This is a genomic window from Chitinilyticum aquatile DSM 21506 (genome assembly GCF_000430805.1).
Classification (GTDB): Bacteria; Pseudomonadota; Gammaproteobacteria; order Burkholderiales; family Chitinibacteraceae; genus Chitinilyticum; species Chitinilyticum aquatile.
Window position 1 is genome coordinate 86,275 of record NZ_AUMS01000013.1, and the last position, 15,838, is coordinate 102,112.

General features: G+C 62.6%; 17 protein-coding genes. All 17 read right to left on the reverse strand.

The genetic code is table 11. The annotated features are described in order from the left end of the window. Positions 1 to 103: 103 nt before the first annotated feature. Positions 104 to 1,279: an acyltransferase family protein gene (locus tag H559_RS19770; RefSeq protein ID WP_051279238.1), complete on the reverse strand. Its 1,176-nt coding sequence runs from the start codon at positions 1,277 to 1,279 to the stop codon at positions 104 to 106. A 226-nt stretch (positions 1,280 to 1,505) separates the two neighbouring features. Further along, complete coding sequence (locus H559_RS0109880) at positions 1,506 to 2,075, reverse strand: hypothetical protein (RefSeq protein WP_028452578.1); 570 nt, start codon at positions 2,073 to 2,075, stop codon at positions 1,506 to 1,508. A 14-nt stretch (positions 2,076 to 2,089) separates the two neighbouring features. Then, positions 2,090 to 2,857, reverse strand: coding sequence for a DUF2092 domain-containing protein (locus H559_RS19775; RefSeq protein WP_034640640.1), 768 nt, complete (start codon positions 2,855 to 2,857; stop codon positions 2,090 to 2,092). A gap of 123 nt (positions 2,858 to 2,980) precedes the next feature. Further along, positions 2,981 to 4,288: a DUF58 domain-containing protein gene (locus tag H559_RS0109890; RefSeq protein ID WP_028452579.1), complete on the reverse strand. Its 1,308-nt coding sequence runs from the start codon at positions 4,286 to 4,288 to the stop codon at positions 2,981 to 2,983. After that, complete coding sequence (locus H559_RS0109895; RefSeq protein ID WP_028452580.1) at positions 4,285 to 5,259, reverse strand: AAA family ATPase; 975 nt, start codon at positions 5,257 to 5,259, stop codon at positions 4,285 to 4,287. The genes H559_RS0109890 and H559_RS0109895 overlap by 4 nt, the downstream gene beginning before the upstream one ends. Next, entirely contained in the window at positions 5,256 to 6,437 is a 1,182-nt protein-coding gene (locus H559_RS0109900; protein ID WP_028452581.1) for a DUF4350 domain-containing protein, read from the reverse strand. The genes H559_RS0109895 and H559_RS0109900 overlap by 4 nt, the downstream gene beginning before the upstream one ends. Beyond that, complete coding sequence (locus tag H559_RS0109905) at positions 6,434 to 8,041, reverse strand: DUF4129 domain-containing protein (protein ID WP_028452582.1); 1,608 nt, start codon at positions 8,039 to 8,041, stop codon at positions 6,434 to 6,436. The genes H559_RS0109900 and H559_RS0109905 overlap by 4 nt, the downstream gene beginning before the upstream one ends. Continuing rightward, positions 8,038 to 8,982 carry a stage II sporulation protein M gene (locus tag H559_RS0109910; protein ID WP_028452583.1) on the reverse strand — a complete coding sequence of 315 codons (945 nt, stop codon included), beginning with the start codon at positions 8,980 to 8,982 and terminating at the stop codon, positions 8,038 to 8,040. Before H559_RS0109910 ends, H559_RS0109905 begins: the two co-directional genes overlap by 4 nt. 10 nt (positions 8,983 to 8,992) lie before the next feature. Further along, positions 8,993 to 9,712: an RDD family protein gene (locus tag H559_RS19780; RefSeq protein WP_034640646.1), complete on the reverse strand. Its 720-nt coding sequence runs from the start codon at positions 9,710 to 9,712 to the stop codon at positions 8,993 to 8,995. Beyond that, positions 9,705 to 10,253 (reverse strand): RDD family protein, encoded by a 549-nt coding sequence (locus tag H559_RS0109920; RefSeq protein WP_028452584.1) that lies wholly within the window; start codon positions 10,251 to 10,253, stop codon positions 9,705 to 9,707. The genes H559_RS19780 and H559_RS0109920 overlap by 8 nt, the downstream gene beginning before the upstream one ends. 107 nt (positions 10,254 to 10,360) lie before the next feature. Then, positions 10,361 to 10,927, reverse strand: coding sequence for an RDD family protein (locus H559_RS0109925; RefSeq protein WP_028452585.1), 567 nt, complete (start codon positions 10,925 to 10,927; stop codon positions 10,361 to 10,363). Between the two features lie 107 nt (positions 10,928 to 11,034). After that, a complete protein-coding gene (locus H559_RS0109930) occupies positions 11,035 to 11,796 on the reverse strand; it encodes a YoaK family protein (protein WP_028452586.1) in 762 nt (253 codons plus the stop codon). A 9-nt stretch (positions 11,797 to 11,805) separates the two neighbouring features. Then, the gene (locus tag H559_RS22655) at positions 11,806 to 11,952 is read right to left on the reverse strand and encodes a hypothetical protein (RefSeq protein ID WP_155845365.1); all 147 of its coding nucleotides are present in this window, start codon (positions 11,950 to 11,952) and stop codon (positions 11,806 to 11,808) included. 73 nt (positions 11,953 to 12,025) lie between these two features. After that, positions 12,026 to 12,646 (reverse strand): XAC2610-related protein, encoded by a 621-nt coding sequence (locus H559_RS0109940; protein ID WP_028452587.1) that lies wholly within the window; start codon positions 12,644 to 12,646, stop codon positions 12,026 to 12,028. A 75-nt stretch (positions 12,647 to 12,721) separates the two neighbouring features. Continuing rightward, on the reverse strand, positions 12,722 to 14,014 hold the full coding sequence (gene hisD / locus H559_RS0109945; RefSeq protein ID WP_373277349.1) for a histidinol dehydrogenase: 1,293 nt from the start codon (positions 14,012 to 14,014) through the stop codon (positions 12,722 to 12,724). A 43-nt stretch (positions 14,015 to 14,057) separates the two neighbouring features. Beyond that, complete coding sequence (locus H559_RS0109950) at positions 14,058 to 15,005, reverse strand: nuclear transport factor 2 family protein (RefSeq protein WP_028452589.1); 948 nt, start codon at positions 15,003 to 15,005, stop codon at positions 14,058 to 14,060. Between the two features lie 34 nt (positions 15,006 to 15,039). Then, positions 15,040 to 15,684, reverse strand: a complete 645-nt coding sequence (hisG, locus tag H559_RS0109955) for an ATP phosphoribosyltransferase (protein ID WP_028452590.1) — start codon at positions 15,682 to 15,684, stop codon at positions 15,040 to 15,042. Between the last annotated feature and the right edge of the window lie 154 nt (positions 15,685 to 15,838).

A 15,838-nucleotide genomic window follows, 5' to 3' on the forward strand; every position in this document is an offset into this window, starting at 1 on the left:
AGGAATGCCCTGCCGCCATGCGAGAATAATTCATGGTCTAAATTTCAGGGTATTGGGCTGTAGCCATTTGGAATGAGTGGCTGTGTCAACATACCCGTCATTTTTAGTTTTCTGCCAGTGCGAGACGGCGCTTGTCGCCGGGCATGGCCGCGCGTGGTGCACGCAGCATCTTGCCGGCAGCTATGCCGGGCAATTCGATGTGGCGGTAAGTCCGGCTGGCCAGCAGCAGGGTCAGGGCCAGCATGGCCAGCCCGAAGAGGGTATCGCCGGCGATGCTGCCGGTGCTGATGAATTCGATACGCACGGCGCCTTCGCTGCCCCAGGCCAGCCAGCGTGGGCCGCCAAGGCTGGCAACGTGCTGCAGCACCTTTTGCACCGCATGCAGCAGGGCAAAATGGATCAGGTAGATCGAGAACGACCAGTGCCCGAGCTGCTCGAATGGTTTCTGGCGCAGCAGCCGCGAAATTGCACCGCCTTCGCGCGCGAACAGCACGATGAAGGCGCTGAAGAAGCAGCAGGCGAAATAACTCTTGTGCGGATACTGCGCGGTAAGTGCGACATAGAGCGCACCGAGTGCCAGCACTTCCAGCGCGCTGTAAACCGCAGACTGCCACGCCGGCCAGCGAAGGTGGCGGAAGGCCTCGTACGCCAGTGCACCCATGAAAAAGCACGTCAGCCCGCGGAAGGCCCCGCTGCCGGTAAAGGGCTGGCCTGTCAGCACGCAGGCCGTGCAGCCGATGGCAATCAGCAGATAAGCCCGGAGGCGCAGCCGGCCGGCAGTGCCCAGCAAAATGATGCCGAACAGCAGATACAGGTAGAACTCGACACTGATGCTCCAGGCCGGGCCGTTGAACGAAAAGGGGTTGGTCCACGGCAGCCAGGCCTGCAGCAGCAGCAGATTGGGCAGCCACTGGCTGGCGTCGGTGCTGCCGCTGAAGGCAATGGCCCGGGTCCAGCCGGCAGAATTGGCCAGCAGAAGCAGCACCTCGCCCAGCGTGAACACCAGCAGCATCACCACATGCAGCGGCAGGATGCGGAAACAGCGGCTGATCAGGTAGTCACGCAGGGCGCCGGCATCGAAGCGGCGTTGTCCATAGCTGTGGCACAGCACGAAACCGCTGAGCACGAAGAAGAATTCGACCCAGAGGCCGGCTGAGCGGAAGAAATCCCACTGGCTGAACCCCTGCAGCAGGTGCAGGTGAAAAACCACGACACAGAGCGCGGCGAGACCCCGAAAACTGTCGAGGACGGTGAAGCGACGGGAAGCAGGCAGGGACATTGGGAACGGGCAGGACGGCAGACGGGGGCATTCTGCCGCAGCAGCAGCCGGCTGCTTGTTGCCAAATGTTTGCCTGCCGGCGATAGACGGCGGTCTTGTGAATACATGTAGCTGTATGAGCTGCAAGCGATTGAATCACAAGCGATATGGGGATATACCCATGCAATGAAATGGCCGGTAAAGCCGGCCATTTCATTGCTGCGCAAGGGCTGGCAAGCCCGTTTGCCTAGTGCGGCGGGTTGACCACAACGTAAGTCACATTGCTGCCGGCGTATTGCGGCTGATACCAGGTATTGCCGCATTGCTGGTAAACGGTGCCGGCATAATTGACCGGAACGCAGTTGGCCGGCACGGTGTTGACGATCGAGCCGATCACGGCCGACGTCACTGCGACTGTCGCGGTGACCGCTGCTGCCGTGGCGATGGGATGATAGTCGTCGTCGTAGCAGCCACCATGGCAGCTGCCGCCGTGGTAACCGTCGACATTCACGTTCACGTCTCGGTTTATGTTCACGTTGTTGACATTGGTGTTACTGACGTTGCGGTTGCTGACGTTGGTGTTCTGCCGATTGGTGTTCGTCTTGTTGACGTTGGCCTGGTTCACGTTGCCGCGGCTGGCCTGGTGATCAGCGGTATTGGGCTTGGCGGCAGCGCCGCTACCGCCACCGCGATTGACCTGCGCCTTGGCTTCGCCCTTGGCACGCGGAGCGGCACTGCTTTCAATGGATGTACCCAGCAGCATCAGTGATGCAGCAAGGGCGGAGAGCATCAGGGTTTTGCGTGTACCGATCATCATGGTGTCTCTCCGGATCATTGAGCGCTGGCTTCAGCGGCGTTTTTCAGCGGAATCTTCATGTCTTTCTTGCCCGGCACGAAGGTGAAATCGGCGGCAGAAGATTTGGTTTTGGTATCCCAGCTGTATACCGCGACATATTCCGGCTGCTCCGGCTGGTCGGTGCTGGTGATGACCAGCATGCACGGCAGCGGCTTGTCACTGCGTGTCACCCACAGCTGCCAGTCGGCATTGTCCTGGCGGAAGGCGAGGTGATCGCACAGCTTGCCATTGATCGTCGAAGGGCCGACATAGGCTGCGCCCCTGATGGCGTCGATCTGCTCCTGCGTCTTGCCGAAGAGGAAGAGATCAGTCATCGGGAAATGCATGCCGTATTTGTTCTCGGCGGTTTCGACCATTTCTGCAAGCGTGGACGGTGCATCTACCGTAGCGTAATAACCCAGCCTGGGAGCGTGAATGGTCAGCTGCTTGCCGTTGTAATAGAAAGTGCGGGTATGGCGATCGCCCTTGACCTCGGTGCGCAGCAGGTTCTTGCCGCCATACAGCAGCTTGCCGCTGGAGAGGTATTTGATCTTCTGGCCGTTTTCCAGCACGACATCCTGGCTGACTGCCGCCGTCACGCTGAAGGATTTCAGCGTGCGAAGGTGTTCGCCCATCTGGATGACCTTATCGATGACGCGCTGGTTGCGAACGATTTCATCGCTTGCGCTGTCATCGGCATGTGCCACACCCAGCAGGGTGATGGACGCAGCGCCCAGTGCCAGCAGTTTCTTTTGCATGCTCATGCAGCTCTCCTGAATGATGTTTCAAAACGGTCTTGCTTTGGGTTCCGGGCTTAACGATAGACCAAGGCCATGCAGACATGAGGGTTTTGTCTCCGAATGTCCGGTTATTGGCGCAAGTACGGTTTACAGCTGACCGCTTTCCTTCAGTTTCAGGTAGTTGTTGACCAGCGCGGTCGGCAATTCCTGCGGGGTGACATCCAGCAGCTCGCGGGTGCGCAGCGACAGCCGGGTCATGGCGGTACAGCGGGCGCGCAGGTAATCCAGCGTGCCGGCGTGGCGTATGGCGTCCTCGAAACTGGTGACGGGCGTGCGTACGGCCTGGTCGAGTGCGATTTCCCGCAGTGACGCGCACAGCGTGAGGTGACGTTCGGACAAGAGCTGCAGGCTGGATGCCAGAGTGTCCTCATCCTCGTCTCGCAGATTGGTCAGCAGCACGACGAAAGAGCGCTTGCGGGCCTTTTCCAGTACGCGCTCGACGGCGGTCAGGTAATCCGGTGTGGCAAGTGTTGGCTGCAGGTCGTAGACGCCTTCCAGCAGGCGGTCGATGGCGACCCGTCCCTTGTGCGGCGGCAGCCAGCGCTCGACGCCGCCGAAGGCATACACGCCGATGGCGTCACCCTGCTTCTGTGCCGTCCAGCCCAGCAGCAGCATCGCGTCCAGCGCATGATCGAAGTGGCTGCGTTCATCGTCCATCGCCTGCATGCGCCGACTGCAGTCGAGCAGGAAAATGATCTGCTGGTCGCGCTCTTCCTGGTATTCGCGGCTGATCGGTTTTTGGAATCGCGCTGTGGCTTTCCAGTCGATCGCGCGCAGACTGTCGCCCTGCCGGTATTCGCGCAGCTGATGGAAGTCGGTGCCTTCGCCCCGGCGGCGGCGGCGCAGCACACCGCCCTGCGTGCGGGTGTCGGTGGCGTGGATGCTTTGGTGCAGGATGCGGGCAAAGTCCGGGAAGACGCGCACCGCTTCGGGTTCGCCGGTCCATTGCCGTCGCTGCCACAGTCCCCAGGGACTATCGATGCGCAATTCGATGCGCCCGAACTGGTGATTGCCGCGCAGGAGCGGACGCAGGCGATAGCTGATCTGGCTGGCGCTGCCCGCTTCCAGTCGGTGCTGCAGCGCATGCGGCAGCCCGGCCATTTCCCAGCCGGAGGGGTAATGATCGAAGACGGCGACCTGCAGCGGGCGGCCGCCGGTGTGCATCAGTGTCAGCGTGCTGTCGCGCCAGCGTCCCTGCGACCAGGCTCCTGCATGCAGGCGGGAGGCGTCCACGCGCGGCGGACGCCAGCCCCGTACCGCATCGACCAGAGCCATCAGGATCAGCAGGCCGGCGATAGTCAGCCATGCCGGCTGCAGCGGCGTGAAGAAGGCCGGTACCAGCCCCAGCAAAGCCAGCAGCAGGGTCAGCCCGAGCAGGCGTCGACCGGGAATCATGCGCGTGGAGCCGGCAGCTGTTCAAGCAGGCCGCGCAGCAGGCGGTCGGCATCCAGGCCTTCCAGCTCGGCTTCCGGCGTGATGGCGATGCGGTGGCGCAGTACCGGCAATGCTGCCTGCTTCACATCGTCAGGCGTCACGAAATCGCGCTGTTCCAGCACGGCCCAGGCGCGGGCAAGGCGGATCAGCGCAATGGCGCCGCGCGGGCCGGCGCCGATGCCGATGCCGGGCCAGTCGCGCGTGGCGCGCACAATGCGCACCGCGTAATCGAGCACCTGCTCGTCAACGCGCACCTGCGCCACGACCTGCTGCAGCGTGGCGACGGTTTCCGGCTTGATCAGCGTATTGACTGCAGCGACATCCAGCGCATCGCCGATGCGCCCTTGTGTGGTCAGCCGGGCGAGTTCCAGTTCTTCCGCCGCACTCGGGTAATCCATCAGCACTTTCACCAGAAAGCGGTCTAGCTGGGCCTCCGGCAGCGGGTAGGTGCCTTCCTGCTCGATCGGGTTCTGCGTGGCGAGCACCATGTAGGGAGCGTCGAGCGGATGCGATTCGCCTTCGATGGTCACCTGGCGTTCCTGCATGACTTCCAGCAGGGCCGATTGCGTTTTGGCCGGTGCGCGGTTGATTTCATCGGCCAGCAGCAGATGCGTGAAAATCGGGCCGCGGCGCACGGTAAAACTCTGGTTTTTCAGGTCGAACACCGCATGGCCGACCACATCGGCCGGCATCAGGTCGGGCGTGAACTGGATGCGGGCGAACTGGCCGGAAAAGGTCTTGGCCAGCGCTTTCACCAGCAGCGTCTTGCCCAGCCCCGGCATGCCTTCGAGCAGCACATGGCCACCGGCCAGCAGGCTGGCGAGTACTGCCCGCACGGCATCGGTCTGGCCGACCACAGAACGGGCGATTTCAGCCTGCAGGCGTTGCGCGATGTCGGAGGCCTGGGTGAAGTGTTCCGGGCTGACGCTCATAAACGGTTCCTCAATGATTGCAAAAGGGCGATGCGCGCAGTGAACTGCGCAGGATGGCTGGGGCAGCGGCCGGTCAGCGCCTGTTCGAGGGCCGTTGCCGGCACCTCATAGCGCAATGACAGTACGCGGATGAGTTCGTGATCGGGCAGGCGCGAGAGCTCGGGCAGGCGGTTGGCGATGCGCTGGCGCAGGGCCTGCCGCGCCGCAGAGAGCAAGTGATGACGCCCGGCTTCACGCTGCCAGAGCCAGCGTGCGCTGCCGTCGATATGCTCAAGAATTGCGCGGCGGGGACTGGCTTCATTGGGCAGCAGCGGGCCGAAGCGGCAGCTTGCCCGCCAGAGCGCCAGCGGCAGCAGCAACGCGAGGCCCAGCAAGGGCCAGGGCAGCTTCATCCACAGCAGCGTGTACCAGGGCAGATTGCTTTGTCCGCTGACCAGCCAGACATTGGCTGAAGGCCCGGCCAGTCGGCTGACATGCCACAGCAGTTCGGCGTGATCGCGCTGCTGCAGTGAACCATTGGCCAGTAGATGCTGGATGCCCGATGTCAGGACGATCCAGCCACGGCCGTGCCGGTAGGCAAGCAGGTACGGGCCGGTTTCATCCGACCAGGCCGGGCTGACCTTGCCCGGCTGCAGTGCGGCCAGCATGTCGGTGTCGATCTGCAGCGCATGATCGACACCGGGCAGGCTGAGTTGCGCGAGAGTTGAGGCATCATCCTCACTGTCATGCTCGTCATCTTCGTGAGTAGGGTCGTATTCCGCATGCTGCAAATCCAGCTCGCGCAGCAGCTGGTCGCTTTCGCGCGGGTCGATCAGCTTGTCGTCGTCGTCGTAATCGCGCCCGCCCGTCGAGGTGAACAGCACGCCACCCGCATTCACCCAGCGCATCAGCGCGTCGTGATCGCTGCGCGCCAGCGAGCTGTTGCGCCAGGGCAGCACGATGACACCTGCTTGTGGCAGTTCTTGCTGATGGGTCGACAGATCGGGAATCTGCCGGACCTTCAGGCCATTTTTCTCCAGAAAGCGCGCGGCGAGCAGCAGCGGCTGCTCACGCATTTCCGCTGACGCGGGACGCCACTGCCACTCGGGCTTGCGCTCCATGGTTCTGAACCACCAGACGCTGATGGCGAGTGTGATGAGCAGCAGCAGGGCGCTGAGCAGAATGCCGCGCAGCTTCATTGCGCACCTCCGTGCAATTGTCGCCAGCGCTGGCAGAGCTGCTGCAGCGTGGCGATTTCCGGCCAGCGGTCGGCGTAGGCTGCGGCTTGCCAGATGCGGGTCAGATCGGTGAAGTGCTCGCCGGCCTCTTTACTGATCTGGCCGTTGCGGACGGCTGTGCGGGCCGCCTCCAGGCAATCGCCTTCGGTAAAGCCGGCTGCGAGTTCCAGCGCATACCGGTGCGCGAGCCGTGACACGCTGGCGCGGTAAAGCAGCGCCAGTGCGGCACGATGCTGGCCATCGTGCCAGAGCGCGAGCACGCTGGCCGGAATGTCGGACGGCAGGCTTTCCGGGCGGATGTCCAGCCCGCAGATTTCCGCTGCAGGGACGAAACCTTTCTCATCCTTGTCGCTGCCCAGCAGGCCGCCCAGCAGCTTGCGGTTCCGGTAGATCAGCCAGGCCACCAGTATGATCAGCAGGGCAATGAATACCGGCTTCAGAATGTCGGCCACCGGCAGCTTCGGCCCGTCAGCATTCAGCAGCTTTCTCAGCCACTCCCAGTCGCGGTCGTCCTTTTCTTCCTTTTCCGGTTTTTTCGGCTTGGGCTGCCAGCCCTCGACGCATTCCCAGTTGCTGAATTCTTCTGATCCGGCGAGCTGGTCGATGCTCTGGCGCAGACGCGCCTGCTCCGGGTTCGCGCTTGCGCTGCGGCTGGCCGTGCGCTGGTCGGGGCGAGCCAGCTTGCTGCAGTCTGCTGCGGCTTCTGCCGGTGTGCAGGGGAATGCAAAGGCCAGCATGGCTGCGAGCAGCACCCCCAGTGTCTTGCTGATCGTTTTGCTCACCGATTTCCCGAGCGCCGGCGCCAGCTGGCTGCTGCGGCGGCGAGCGAGCTTGCGCAGCGCGATTTCGATGTCCCAGCCTTCCAGCTCGGCACGCCGGTTCAGATAGAGCGTGAAACAGCTGGCGGCGTAATAAGGGCCGATAATGCCGGCGCTGAACAGGTAAGTGAGCAGCGGCAGATGGTTTTCCCAGCGGCCGGCTGCAAACTCGTCCTGCAGCAACAGAAAGGGGTTGATCTGCTCCGCGGAGGACAGAAAAATCCCCAGCAGGCTGATCAGCGCAAACTGCAGGATGAATTCGAAATGCGCGCAGATCACGCCGAACCATGCCGCGCTGCCATAGGCACCACGCGCGCCGAGCACGCGGCGGCGCAGGTTCGCCAGCTCGCCCCTGGCGCCTTCCAGTACCCACACCGGCTGATAGAGACCACGCCCGACCATGATGGGCCGCCACCAGGTCAGCGAGCGCAGCCAGCCCAGCCGCAGCAGCGACGGCCACGCCCTGAGTGCCTGCTTCACGCTGATCTGCTCGCCGAACACCGCGCGTGACAGGATGAAGATCGTGCTGCGCTCGATCAGCGGGCGCAGCCACCACAGCAGCAGCCAGTTCCACACCAGCAGCGATTGCGGCGAAAGCAGCGCGATCAGTGCGCCGAGAGGCAGCCAGATGGCCCACCAGGTGAGATAGACCGTGCGGGCATGTTCGCGCAGCAATGCGGAGCCAAGGTCGATGGCCTGTGCATGCGGGCGCGGACGCGCGTCGATCTGCAGCTGGTCGAGATTCATCGCGCACCCCGGCCGGCAAAAAGGAAATAGCGCAGCACACCGGCCCACAGGACACCGCCGACCATGAATTTCACCATGGGCGGCACATCCGCGCGAGAGGACCAGAATGCCTCGATGAAGGCGGCCAGAAAGGTCATCACTGCCGCGCCCAGCAGCATCGGCACGATCTGCCCGGCAGCGGCGCGAACACTGGCGCGGCGAGTCATGCGCCCGGGGCGCAGCAGCGCCAGCCCGAGTTTCAGCCCCGATGCGCCGGCGAGGATCAGGCCGGTGAGTTCCAGCGAGGCATGCCCGATCACGAAGGACCAGAAATTTTCGACGGTCGCCGGATTGAAGCTCAGCCAGGAAGCCACCACGCCGAAATGCACGCCGTTGAACGCGACGAAAAGCAGCGAACCCAGGCCGTAGAGCACGCCGCCGGCAAACACGCGGAAGCAGATCGACACATTGTTCCAGATGTAGAAGCCGAACATCATGATGTCGTCATCCGACGTGCGCTCGCCGAAGCGCTCGTTGCCGTCGCTGTACATGTTCTCGAAGTGCGCCAGCTCAAAGGCCGAGCTGAAGCTGTAGGCGTAATCGCGGTTGCTGTGGATGGCGAGCGCAACCAGCAGCGCCGCGATGAGGAAAATCCCCAGCGACAGCAGCACCATGCGCCATTCGCTGCGCACCAGGCGCGGAAAATCGCGCATCACCCAGCGCATCAGCAGCAGCTCGCGCTTTTCCGGCGCGGCATACAGCGTGCGGTGTGCCTGCAATGCCAGCTGGTTCAGCCGTTCGACCAGTGACGGCGAATAGCCGCGTTGCCGCGCCAGTGCCAGCGTATGGCACAACGCCCGGTAGCGTTCGGGGAAATCATTGGCGGGTGCCTTGGCCTGCAGGCTCAGCTCGATGCTTTGCCACAGGTCCGCATAGCGGGCTTCAAACAGTTTCTGCTTCATCGGTTCGACTTCATGGTGCAGGCTTCTCCGGTGCCGGCTCCGGCGTCGCGCCGGTCAGGCCGGCGGCGTAATCCTGCAGGCGGCGCAGCGAGGCTTCGCCGGCCAGCCCGGTCAGTGGCTGGGCCAGATTGGCGAGTTCAAGCTGGCGTGCCGGTGGCAGCATCGGTGCGCGTTCGACGAAATCCAGAATGGCATGCTGCTCTTCCGGCTTCAGCGGGAAAGGCAATTCGCGCGGGGTACCATGTTGCAGCCTTTTTGATTTCTGCTTTTGCGGGCGATACACCACCAGGGTACCTGCCAGCATGTCGCCCAGACGGCGGAAGTCGCTATTGCTCAGCATGGTCAGCAGGCCCAGCCCGTACCACATCGGCAGAAAATCGGCCGCGCGCAGCAGATTGCGCAGTACACCCTCGCGCCAGCCGATCGGCAGGCCATTGTCGCGTACCACCTGCACGCCGACGATGCGCTTGCCCGGCGTCATTCCCGAGCCATACACCTCGAACAGCACCGGGTAGGCCCACAGCAGCAGGAACAGCAGCAGCATGGTCAGGCCCTGCTCGACGCCACTGCTGAAGCCGGGCAGATTGATCAGGAAGAACATGAAGAAGCCGAAAATCAGGCGGAAAAGGAAATCCAGCAGCCAGGCGAGCGCGCGTTTCGGCGCACCGGCCGGCGTCAGCGGCAGCGTGATGCCTTCGGGGGTTTGCAGGTGCAGGCGGCCGTCAAGCATGGGCGGGCTCGCGGATCACGATGGTGTCGCTCCACAGATCGTTGAGGGTGCGGCGATCAGCGCGGAAAACCGGCGCCAGCGCCAGGAAATAGAGTGCCCAGCCCAGCAGGGGCAGTTGCAGAAGAAGGGGAACGACGAGGAGTGCAATCAGGGGTAGTTCCCGCAGCAGATAGCGCCCGATTGCGATGCGAGAACCATCGACCCGGCAGACCTTCAGCCCTAGCCAGTATTTGCCGACGGTGGCATTTTTTTTCCACATCAGCCAGATCTGGACGCCTATGGTCGACCAGAGAAAGGCTAGCCCGATAAAGCCCACTGCCATTGAGAGTTGGCTATGGGAGACGCCAGCGAACACGCCTGTCAGCGATATTCTGATGAGCAGCGCTTGCGCGATGGCATAGCTGAAGATGATCGTGTATGACAGCACGAGGTTGATCAGGCTGGCGCAAAAGCGCCGGCGGCGGCTGGCTGGGCGCTGCTCGGCGGGGGCGGGCAGCCCGGTGAGGCTGGCTAGCGGCGGTGAATAGGGGTTCAGTGACATTACGCCATGCGTGGGCTGGACGGGGAGCCCATTGTAATGCGTTTTGCAGAAAGCAACACGCGGCTTTCTTTTGGTGTCAGAGCGAGTGTGGTCGGATTAACACGCCGTCAGGATGCAGGCGGGTCGGGCAGACGGATGACCACCGTGTCGCTCAGCAAGTCGATCAGGCTGCGACGATGGGGGCGCAACAGCAGTGCTGCTTGCAGATAGTAGGTGATCAGCCCGCTGCAGAGTATCCAGACGAGTCTGTCGCCGTCCCATCTGAGGGATGTGTCCGTCCAGCCGAATACCAGAATGATCAGCAGAGGCATGGTCGGAATCAGCAGCAAGGGGAGCAATTCCCTGGCCAGCACATAACGCAGCGTGTCGCAGCGCGTGCCATCGCTGCGCACGACGCACAGGCCGAACCAGCCTTTGGCAATACTCTGTCCATCCCGCACCATGCTGCGAATCTGCATGCCGAAATAGCCCAGCAAAATCAGCCAGAAGGCGATGAAGCCTGCGTAACCGATTGCGGTCGTGATGGCCAGTGCGACCAGCAGCACGAGCGTGGTCAGTATCTGGTTGGCAAGTGCAGCCGCCAGCCGTCGCGCCGGGCTGGCCAGCACGTAAGCGGGTGCGGAGCCGTCATCGTCCAGGCGGGCTTGCGGCGGGGCGTAGGGGTTGTCGCTCATGGAGTCTGCTCCGGCTGTACTGTCATCGAGGTGTGGTGCGGGCTTGATAGGTTGGCGGGTATTATTGTGAAGCCATTTCATTCAATTGGCTGTGTTGATATACCTGCTTATTCATGCCGATGGTGCCGGTACAGCCACCACTGCAGCTTCAGGTCGTCGAACACCGGCAGCGCGGCGAGGATCAGCAACCAGATGGCCAGCGGGATCGTGGCCGAATAGCCGATGTGCTTGAAGCTGATGGCGCCGATGATGCCGCCGGCCAGAAAGCTGCCGAACAGCCGCAGATGCAGGGCCAGTTTCGGGCGGTTGGCGGTCACCGGCGGGGCGTCGGGCTTGTGGCTCAGATAGAGCATTTTGCCGATTTCGATGCCGATGTCCGTGGTGATGCCGGTGATGTGCGTGGTGCGGATTTCCGCGCCGGAAATCTTGGTGATGATCGCGTTCTGCAGGCCCATGATGTAGCACAGCAGCAGGATGGTGACGGGGGCAAGCAGGTCGTGCAGCGTGGCCAGAAAGGCGCCGGCAATGCCGAAGACCAGCAGCAGGGCGGCTTCGAGCATCAGGATCATTGCATACTGGCTGCGCAGGTGGCGGCGCCGCGCCCAGTTGTTGAGGATGGCGGTGGTGATGGCGCCGAGCACGAAGGCCGCCAGCGAGGCCAGCCCGGCCAGCACCAGCGCCAGCTCGCCCAGCGCAAGGTGGTCGGCGATGCCGGACACCATGCCGGTCATGTGCGAGGTGTATTTGCCGATGGCCAGAAAGCCACCAGCGTTCATCGCGCCGGCAATGAAGGCCAGCGAGTAGCCCAGGTGGCGGTTGGCTTCCTGGTCGCGGCGATGGCCGGTGAGGCGGCGGAAGTAGGTGCGCACAGCAAGTCCTCAGGCGTTGAGATGGAATTTCGCCGCGTTGGCGTGCGCAGTCAGTGTATCGTCGGGCGACAGCTCGCTGGCAAGCTTGTGCGGTGTCTGCGGGGCTGCATAGGGATTGTCCACTCGGCTCATTTCAGCTTGGGTCAGAACTCGCATTGTAATGAATTGCGGCTGGTCGTGGCTTGGGCGAGATCAGGGTGCGGACTGACCCGATTACCCCCTGCCCTTGCTAGCGGACCGGCTCTTTGCGGGTGTGCGTTATCCAGCCCCGGCCTGAGCGTTTCCAGGTGGTGGTAATGTTGCGTCTGCCATCCCAGAGCTCATCCCGGCTTTCCACCAGTTGCAGTTTTCCATGGTAATAGCGATAAGTGTCAGCACTGTGCTGGCAGCAACTGCCGCGTGAGGCGCTATGAATTGCGCGCCGGCGAGCATCGATGTGAAGTTGCGTCAGTTCCGACAGTGTCTGGTCGCGCACGAACTGCTGCCGCTGCGGGTCGTAGAGAAACACGTTGCGGGTGTAGTTTGGTCCGGCGCCGCCGGAAATGCCGGGCGCAAGCAGGTCGGGATAACCGTCGAAATTGGCATCGACCAGCTGGATAAGCCCGCTGAGGTCATCACTTTCGATTTCCGCATCGAAGCCGCTGAGCGATTGCACCACATCGCCGCTGTGCCGGTCGTACACCCAGATGGCGGTAAGCGTGCGGTTGTTAGGCCCGTCCTGGATTCCGGCTTCGAAGCGGAAGCGGTCTGTTGTCGCATGCTGGGTGAGGCTGGTGCTGTCTGCCTGGGCATGCGCAACGGTCATGGTCGCGATCAGCAGTTTGCACAGGCACGAGATGATGAGTTTCATGGCTGTGATTATTATGCGCCGCCATGAAAAACGGCAGCCTTGTCGGCTGCCGTTGTGGGGCAAAGGTGACGCGGTTCACTTGAGGCGGAATTCTGCCGCGTTGGCGTGCGCCGTCAGCCCTTCGCCATGCGCGAGCACGCTGGCAATCTTGCCCAGCTTCTGCGCACCGGCTTCGGACACCTTGATCAGGCTGGAGCGCTTCTGGAAGTCGTACACGCCCAGCGGGCTGGAGAAACGCGCGCTGCGGGCGGTCGGCAGCACGTGGTTCGGGCCAGCACAGTAATCGCCCAGCGATTCGCTGGTGAACTTGCCCATGAAAATCGCGCCGGCATGGCGGATTTGCGGCAGCAGCGCTTCCGGGTTTTCTACCGACAGCTCCATGTGTTCCGGCGCGATGTAATTGCAGATTTCGCAGGCTTCCGCCAGATCCTTCACCAGGATCAGCGCGCCACGGTTAGCCAGCGATGCGGCGATGATGTCCTTGCGCGGCTGATTTGGCAGCAGCTTGGCGATGCTGGCGGCCACGGCATCCACGTAGGCGGCGTCCGGGCACAGCAGGATGGATTGCGCGATTTCGTCGTGCTCGGCCTGGCTGAACAGGTCCATCGCCACCCAGTCCGGATTGGTTGTGCCGTCAGCCAGCACCAGGATTTCCGACGGGCCGGCGACCATGTCGATGCCGACGATGCCGAAGACCGCGCGCTTGGCGCTGGCGACGTAGGCATTGCCGGGGCCGGTAATCTTGTCGACCTGCGGTACCGTCTGCGTGCCAAAGGCCAGCGCGCCAACCGCCTGTGCGCCGCCGATGGTAAACGCGCGCGACACGCCGGCCACGAAGGCTGCCGCCAGCACCAGATCGTTCTTTTCACCCTTTGGGGTGGGGACGACCATGATGATTTCCTTCACGCCGGCCACATGCGCCGGAATGGCGTTCATCAGGACAGAAGACGGGTAGGCCGCCTTGCCGCCCGGCACATAGATGCCGACGCGATCCAGCGCGGTGACCTGCTGGCCCAGCAGCGTGCCGTCTTCGTCTTCATACGACCACGACGCCATTTTCTGGCGTTCATGGTAGCGGCGCACGCGCTCGGCGGCAGCCTGCAGTGCTTCGGCCTGTGCGGCAGGCAGGCGCTCGAAAGCGGCCTTCAGTTCAGCCTGCGTGAGTTCCAGCTCGGCAAAGTCCTGTGAGCTCATGCCGTCGAAGCGGTTGGTGTATTCGATCACCGCCGCATCGCCGCGTGCTTTTACGTCGGCGAGGATGGCAGCGACGCGATGATCGACGTCCGGATCCTGCGACGTCTCAAACGCCAGCAGCGCGGTGAGCTCCTGCTGGAAGTCGGCGGAAGAAGAATCAAGGCGGCGAATCATGGTGGTCGTCCTGTATCGCATAAATCAGAATCGGAGGGCTGTTTCAATGCTGGCCGGCGTTGCTTTGCACGATGCCTTCGCTGCGCAGCAACAGCACTTTGCCATTACGGCGGATCAGCGTGTCTGTGGTTTGGGCTTTGATATTGATAATGCTGCCACCGACATCGAGTTCACTGCTCAGAATGACGGTAGCTTGTTTTTTATCCGGCGATAGCACCACGCTTTGAATCTCGTAGCGGGAGTCAAGCTGCATCATGCCGCCCATTTTCTCGCCCAGTTGTTCGATGGTGCTGAAAAACTCTTCCTGGTCAGCACAGGTGGATTTTTTATTGATGTTGCCGAGATTGCTGCTGCCCTGGAAGTCGTCAGCCAGCAGGGCGCACATGGCCTTGGGGTCGCGGGAGAGCATCGCTTGTTCGTATTGCGCGTAATAATCCCGTGCTTGCTCTACGCTGATGCTGCGGCTGGCGACGAAATACCACCAGCCAGCGGCGGCGAGCAATGCCACGACCAGTAGTATTTTCCCGAGCGGCAAGGGCTCGCGTGCTGGCTGGAAGCGCTGACTCTGAACCGGGCTGGTGCTGGCTGATGCCCGAGCGGTTTCTCGCGGTTTGTCGTTCTGGGCCGCCAGCATGCGCGGCATGTCGGTACCGCAGCCCAGGCAAAGTGTGCGTTTGGGCTGCACGCGGGCGCATTTGGGGCAGGTGATCTTCTCGATAGCCGGTGTTTCCAGCTGCAGGGCCGTTGGAGCAGGATGGGCTGACAGCAGTTCGGCCCTGACCTCAAGCCCTGCGCGGGCAAAATGCTGGAGATAGTTGTCCAGCTGCTGCTGTGAAATCTCCCGCTTGATGAGCGCCGGTGCTTTCTGCAACAAGGCGTGTGCTTGAGCCAGCTCCAGCTTCATCAGGCGTGCCAGATTTTCAGCCGCCAGCTCCGGAGCCGTGCCGGGCAGGGTGTTGCCGGTCAGAATCAGCTGATAGTGGGCGCTCATCAATGGCTTCGCTGTGAAATATTCGGCGCCTGGCTCAGCGGCCTGTGCCGATGGCGCCTCTGAAGGCGTCGAGCATCGGCTGCAGGCGGTCGCGTTTCAGTTTCAGTGCCGCCTGGTTGAGCACCAGCCGGCTGGAAATGTCACGGATGTGCTCGACGGCGACCAGTTTGTTGGCCTTGAGCGTGCCGCCGGTGGACACCAGATCGACGATGGCATCGGCCAGTCCGACCAGCGGGGCCAGCTCCATCGAGCCGTACAGCTTGATCAGGTCGACGTGCACGCCCTTGTCGGCAAAGTGCTCGCGCGCCTGCTTGACATATTTTGTGGCGATTTTCAGCCGTGCGCCCTGTTTCACTGCGGCGTCGTAGTCGTAGCCTTCCCGCACGGCGACCATCAGGCTGCACTTGGCAATGTCGAGGTCGAGCGGCTGATAAAGGCCATCGCCGCCGTGTTCGAGCAGCACATCACGGCCGGCGACACCCAGGTCCGCAGCGCCATGCTCGACGTAGGTCGGCACGTCGGTCGCGCGCACGATGATCAGGCGCACGTCGTCGCGGTTGGTGCCGATGATTAGCTTGCGGCTTTTCTCCGGATCTTCCGCTGGGGTGATGCCGGCTGCGGCCAGCAGCGGCAGGGTTTCTTCAAAGATGCGGCCTTTCGAGAGCGCGATGGTAATCATGGTTGGCTACTGGTCTGCGAGGAGTGACGGGCGGTGGTGGGTATTAGTCCGCAGCCCTTTCAGGTAAAAGGTTGCAGGCTAATACCCTGTGGTATTCTGGCTGGCCACTGCCGCGCCGCTGCTCGGCGGTTGCGGGAATGCTAGGGATTATCCC

Bases quoted from the DNA above. Each gene is read 5' to 3' on its own strand.
- hisD (WP_373277349.1), bottom strand. From the start codon at position 14,014: ATGATTCGCCGCCTTGATTCTTCTTCCGCCGACTTCCAGCAGGAGCTC.
- H559_RS0109910 (WP_028452583.1), bottom strand. From the start codon at position 8,982: ATGAAGCAGAAACTGTTTGAAGCCCGCTATGCGGACCTGTGGCAAAGC.
- H559_RS19775 (WP_034640640.1), bottom strand. From the start codon at position 2,857: ATGAGCATGCAAAAGAAACTGCTGGCACTGGGCGCTGCGTCCATCACC.
- hisG (WP_028452590.1), bottom strand. From the start codon at position 15,684: ATGATTACCATCGCGCTCTCGAAAGGCCGCATCTTTGAAGAAACCCTG.
- H559_RS0109900 (WP_028452581.1), bottom strand. From the start codon at position 6,437: ATGAAGCTGCGCGGCATTCTGCTCAGCGCCCTGCTGCTGCTCATCACA.
- H559_RS0109940 (WP_028452587.1), bottom strand. From the start codon at position 12,646: ATGAAACTCATCATCTCGTGCCTGTGCAAACTGCTGATCGCGACCATG.
- H559_RS0109880 (WP_028452578.1), bottom strand. From the start codon at position 2,075: ATGATGATCGGTACACGCAAAACCCTGATGCTCTCCGCCCTTGCTGCA.
- H559_RS22655 (WP_155845365.1), bottom strand. From the start codon at position 11,952: ATGCGAGTTCTGACCCAAGCTGAAATGAGCCGAGTGGACAATCCCTAT.
- H559_RS0109950 (WP_028452589.1), bottom strand. From the start codon at position 15,005: ATGAGCGCCCACTATCAGCTGATTCTGACCGGCAACACCCTGCCCGGC.
- H559_RS0109925 (WP_028452585.1), bottom strand. From the start codon at position 10,927: ATGAGCGACAACCCCTACGCCCCGCCGCAAGCCCGCCTGGACGATGAC.
- H559_RS0109890 (WP_028452579.1), bottom strand. From the start codon at position 4,288: ATGATTCCCGGTCGACGCCTGCTCGGGCTGACCCTGCTGCTGGCTTTG.
- H559_RS0109895 (WP_028452580.1), bottom strand. From the start codon at position 5,259: ATGAGCGTCAGCCCGGAACACTTCACCCAGGCCTCCGACATCGCGCAA.
- H559_RS0109905 (WP_028452582.1), bottom strand. From the start codon at position 8,041: ATGAATCTCGACCAGCTGCAGATCGACGCGCGTCCGCGCCCGCATGCA.
- H559_RS19770 (WP_051279238.1), bottom strand. From the start codon at position 1,279: ATGTCCCTGCCTGCTTCCCGTCGCTTCACCGTCCTCGACAGTTTTCGG.
- H559_RS0109920 (WP_028452584.1), bottom strand. From the start codon at position 10,253: ATGTCACTGAACCCCTATTCACCGCCGCTAGCCAGCCTCACCGGGCTG.
- H559_RS19780 (WP_034640646.1), bottom strand. From the start codon at position 9,712: ATGCTTGACGGCCGCCTGCACCTGCAAACCCCCGAAGGCATCACGCTG.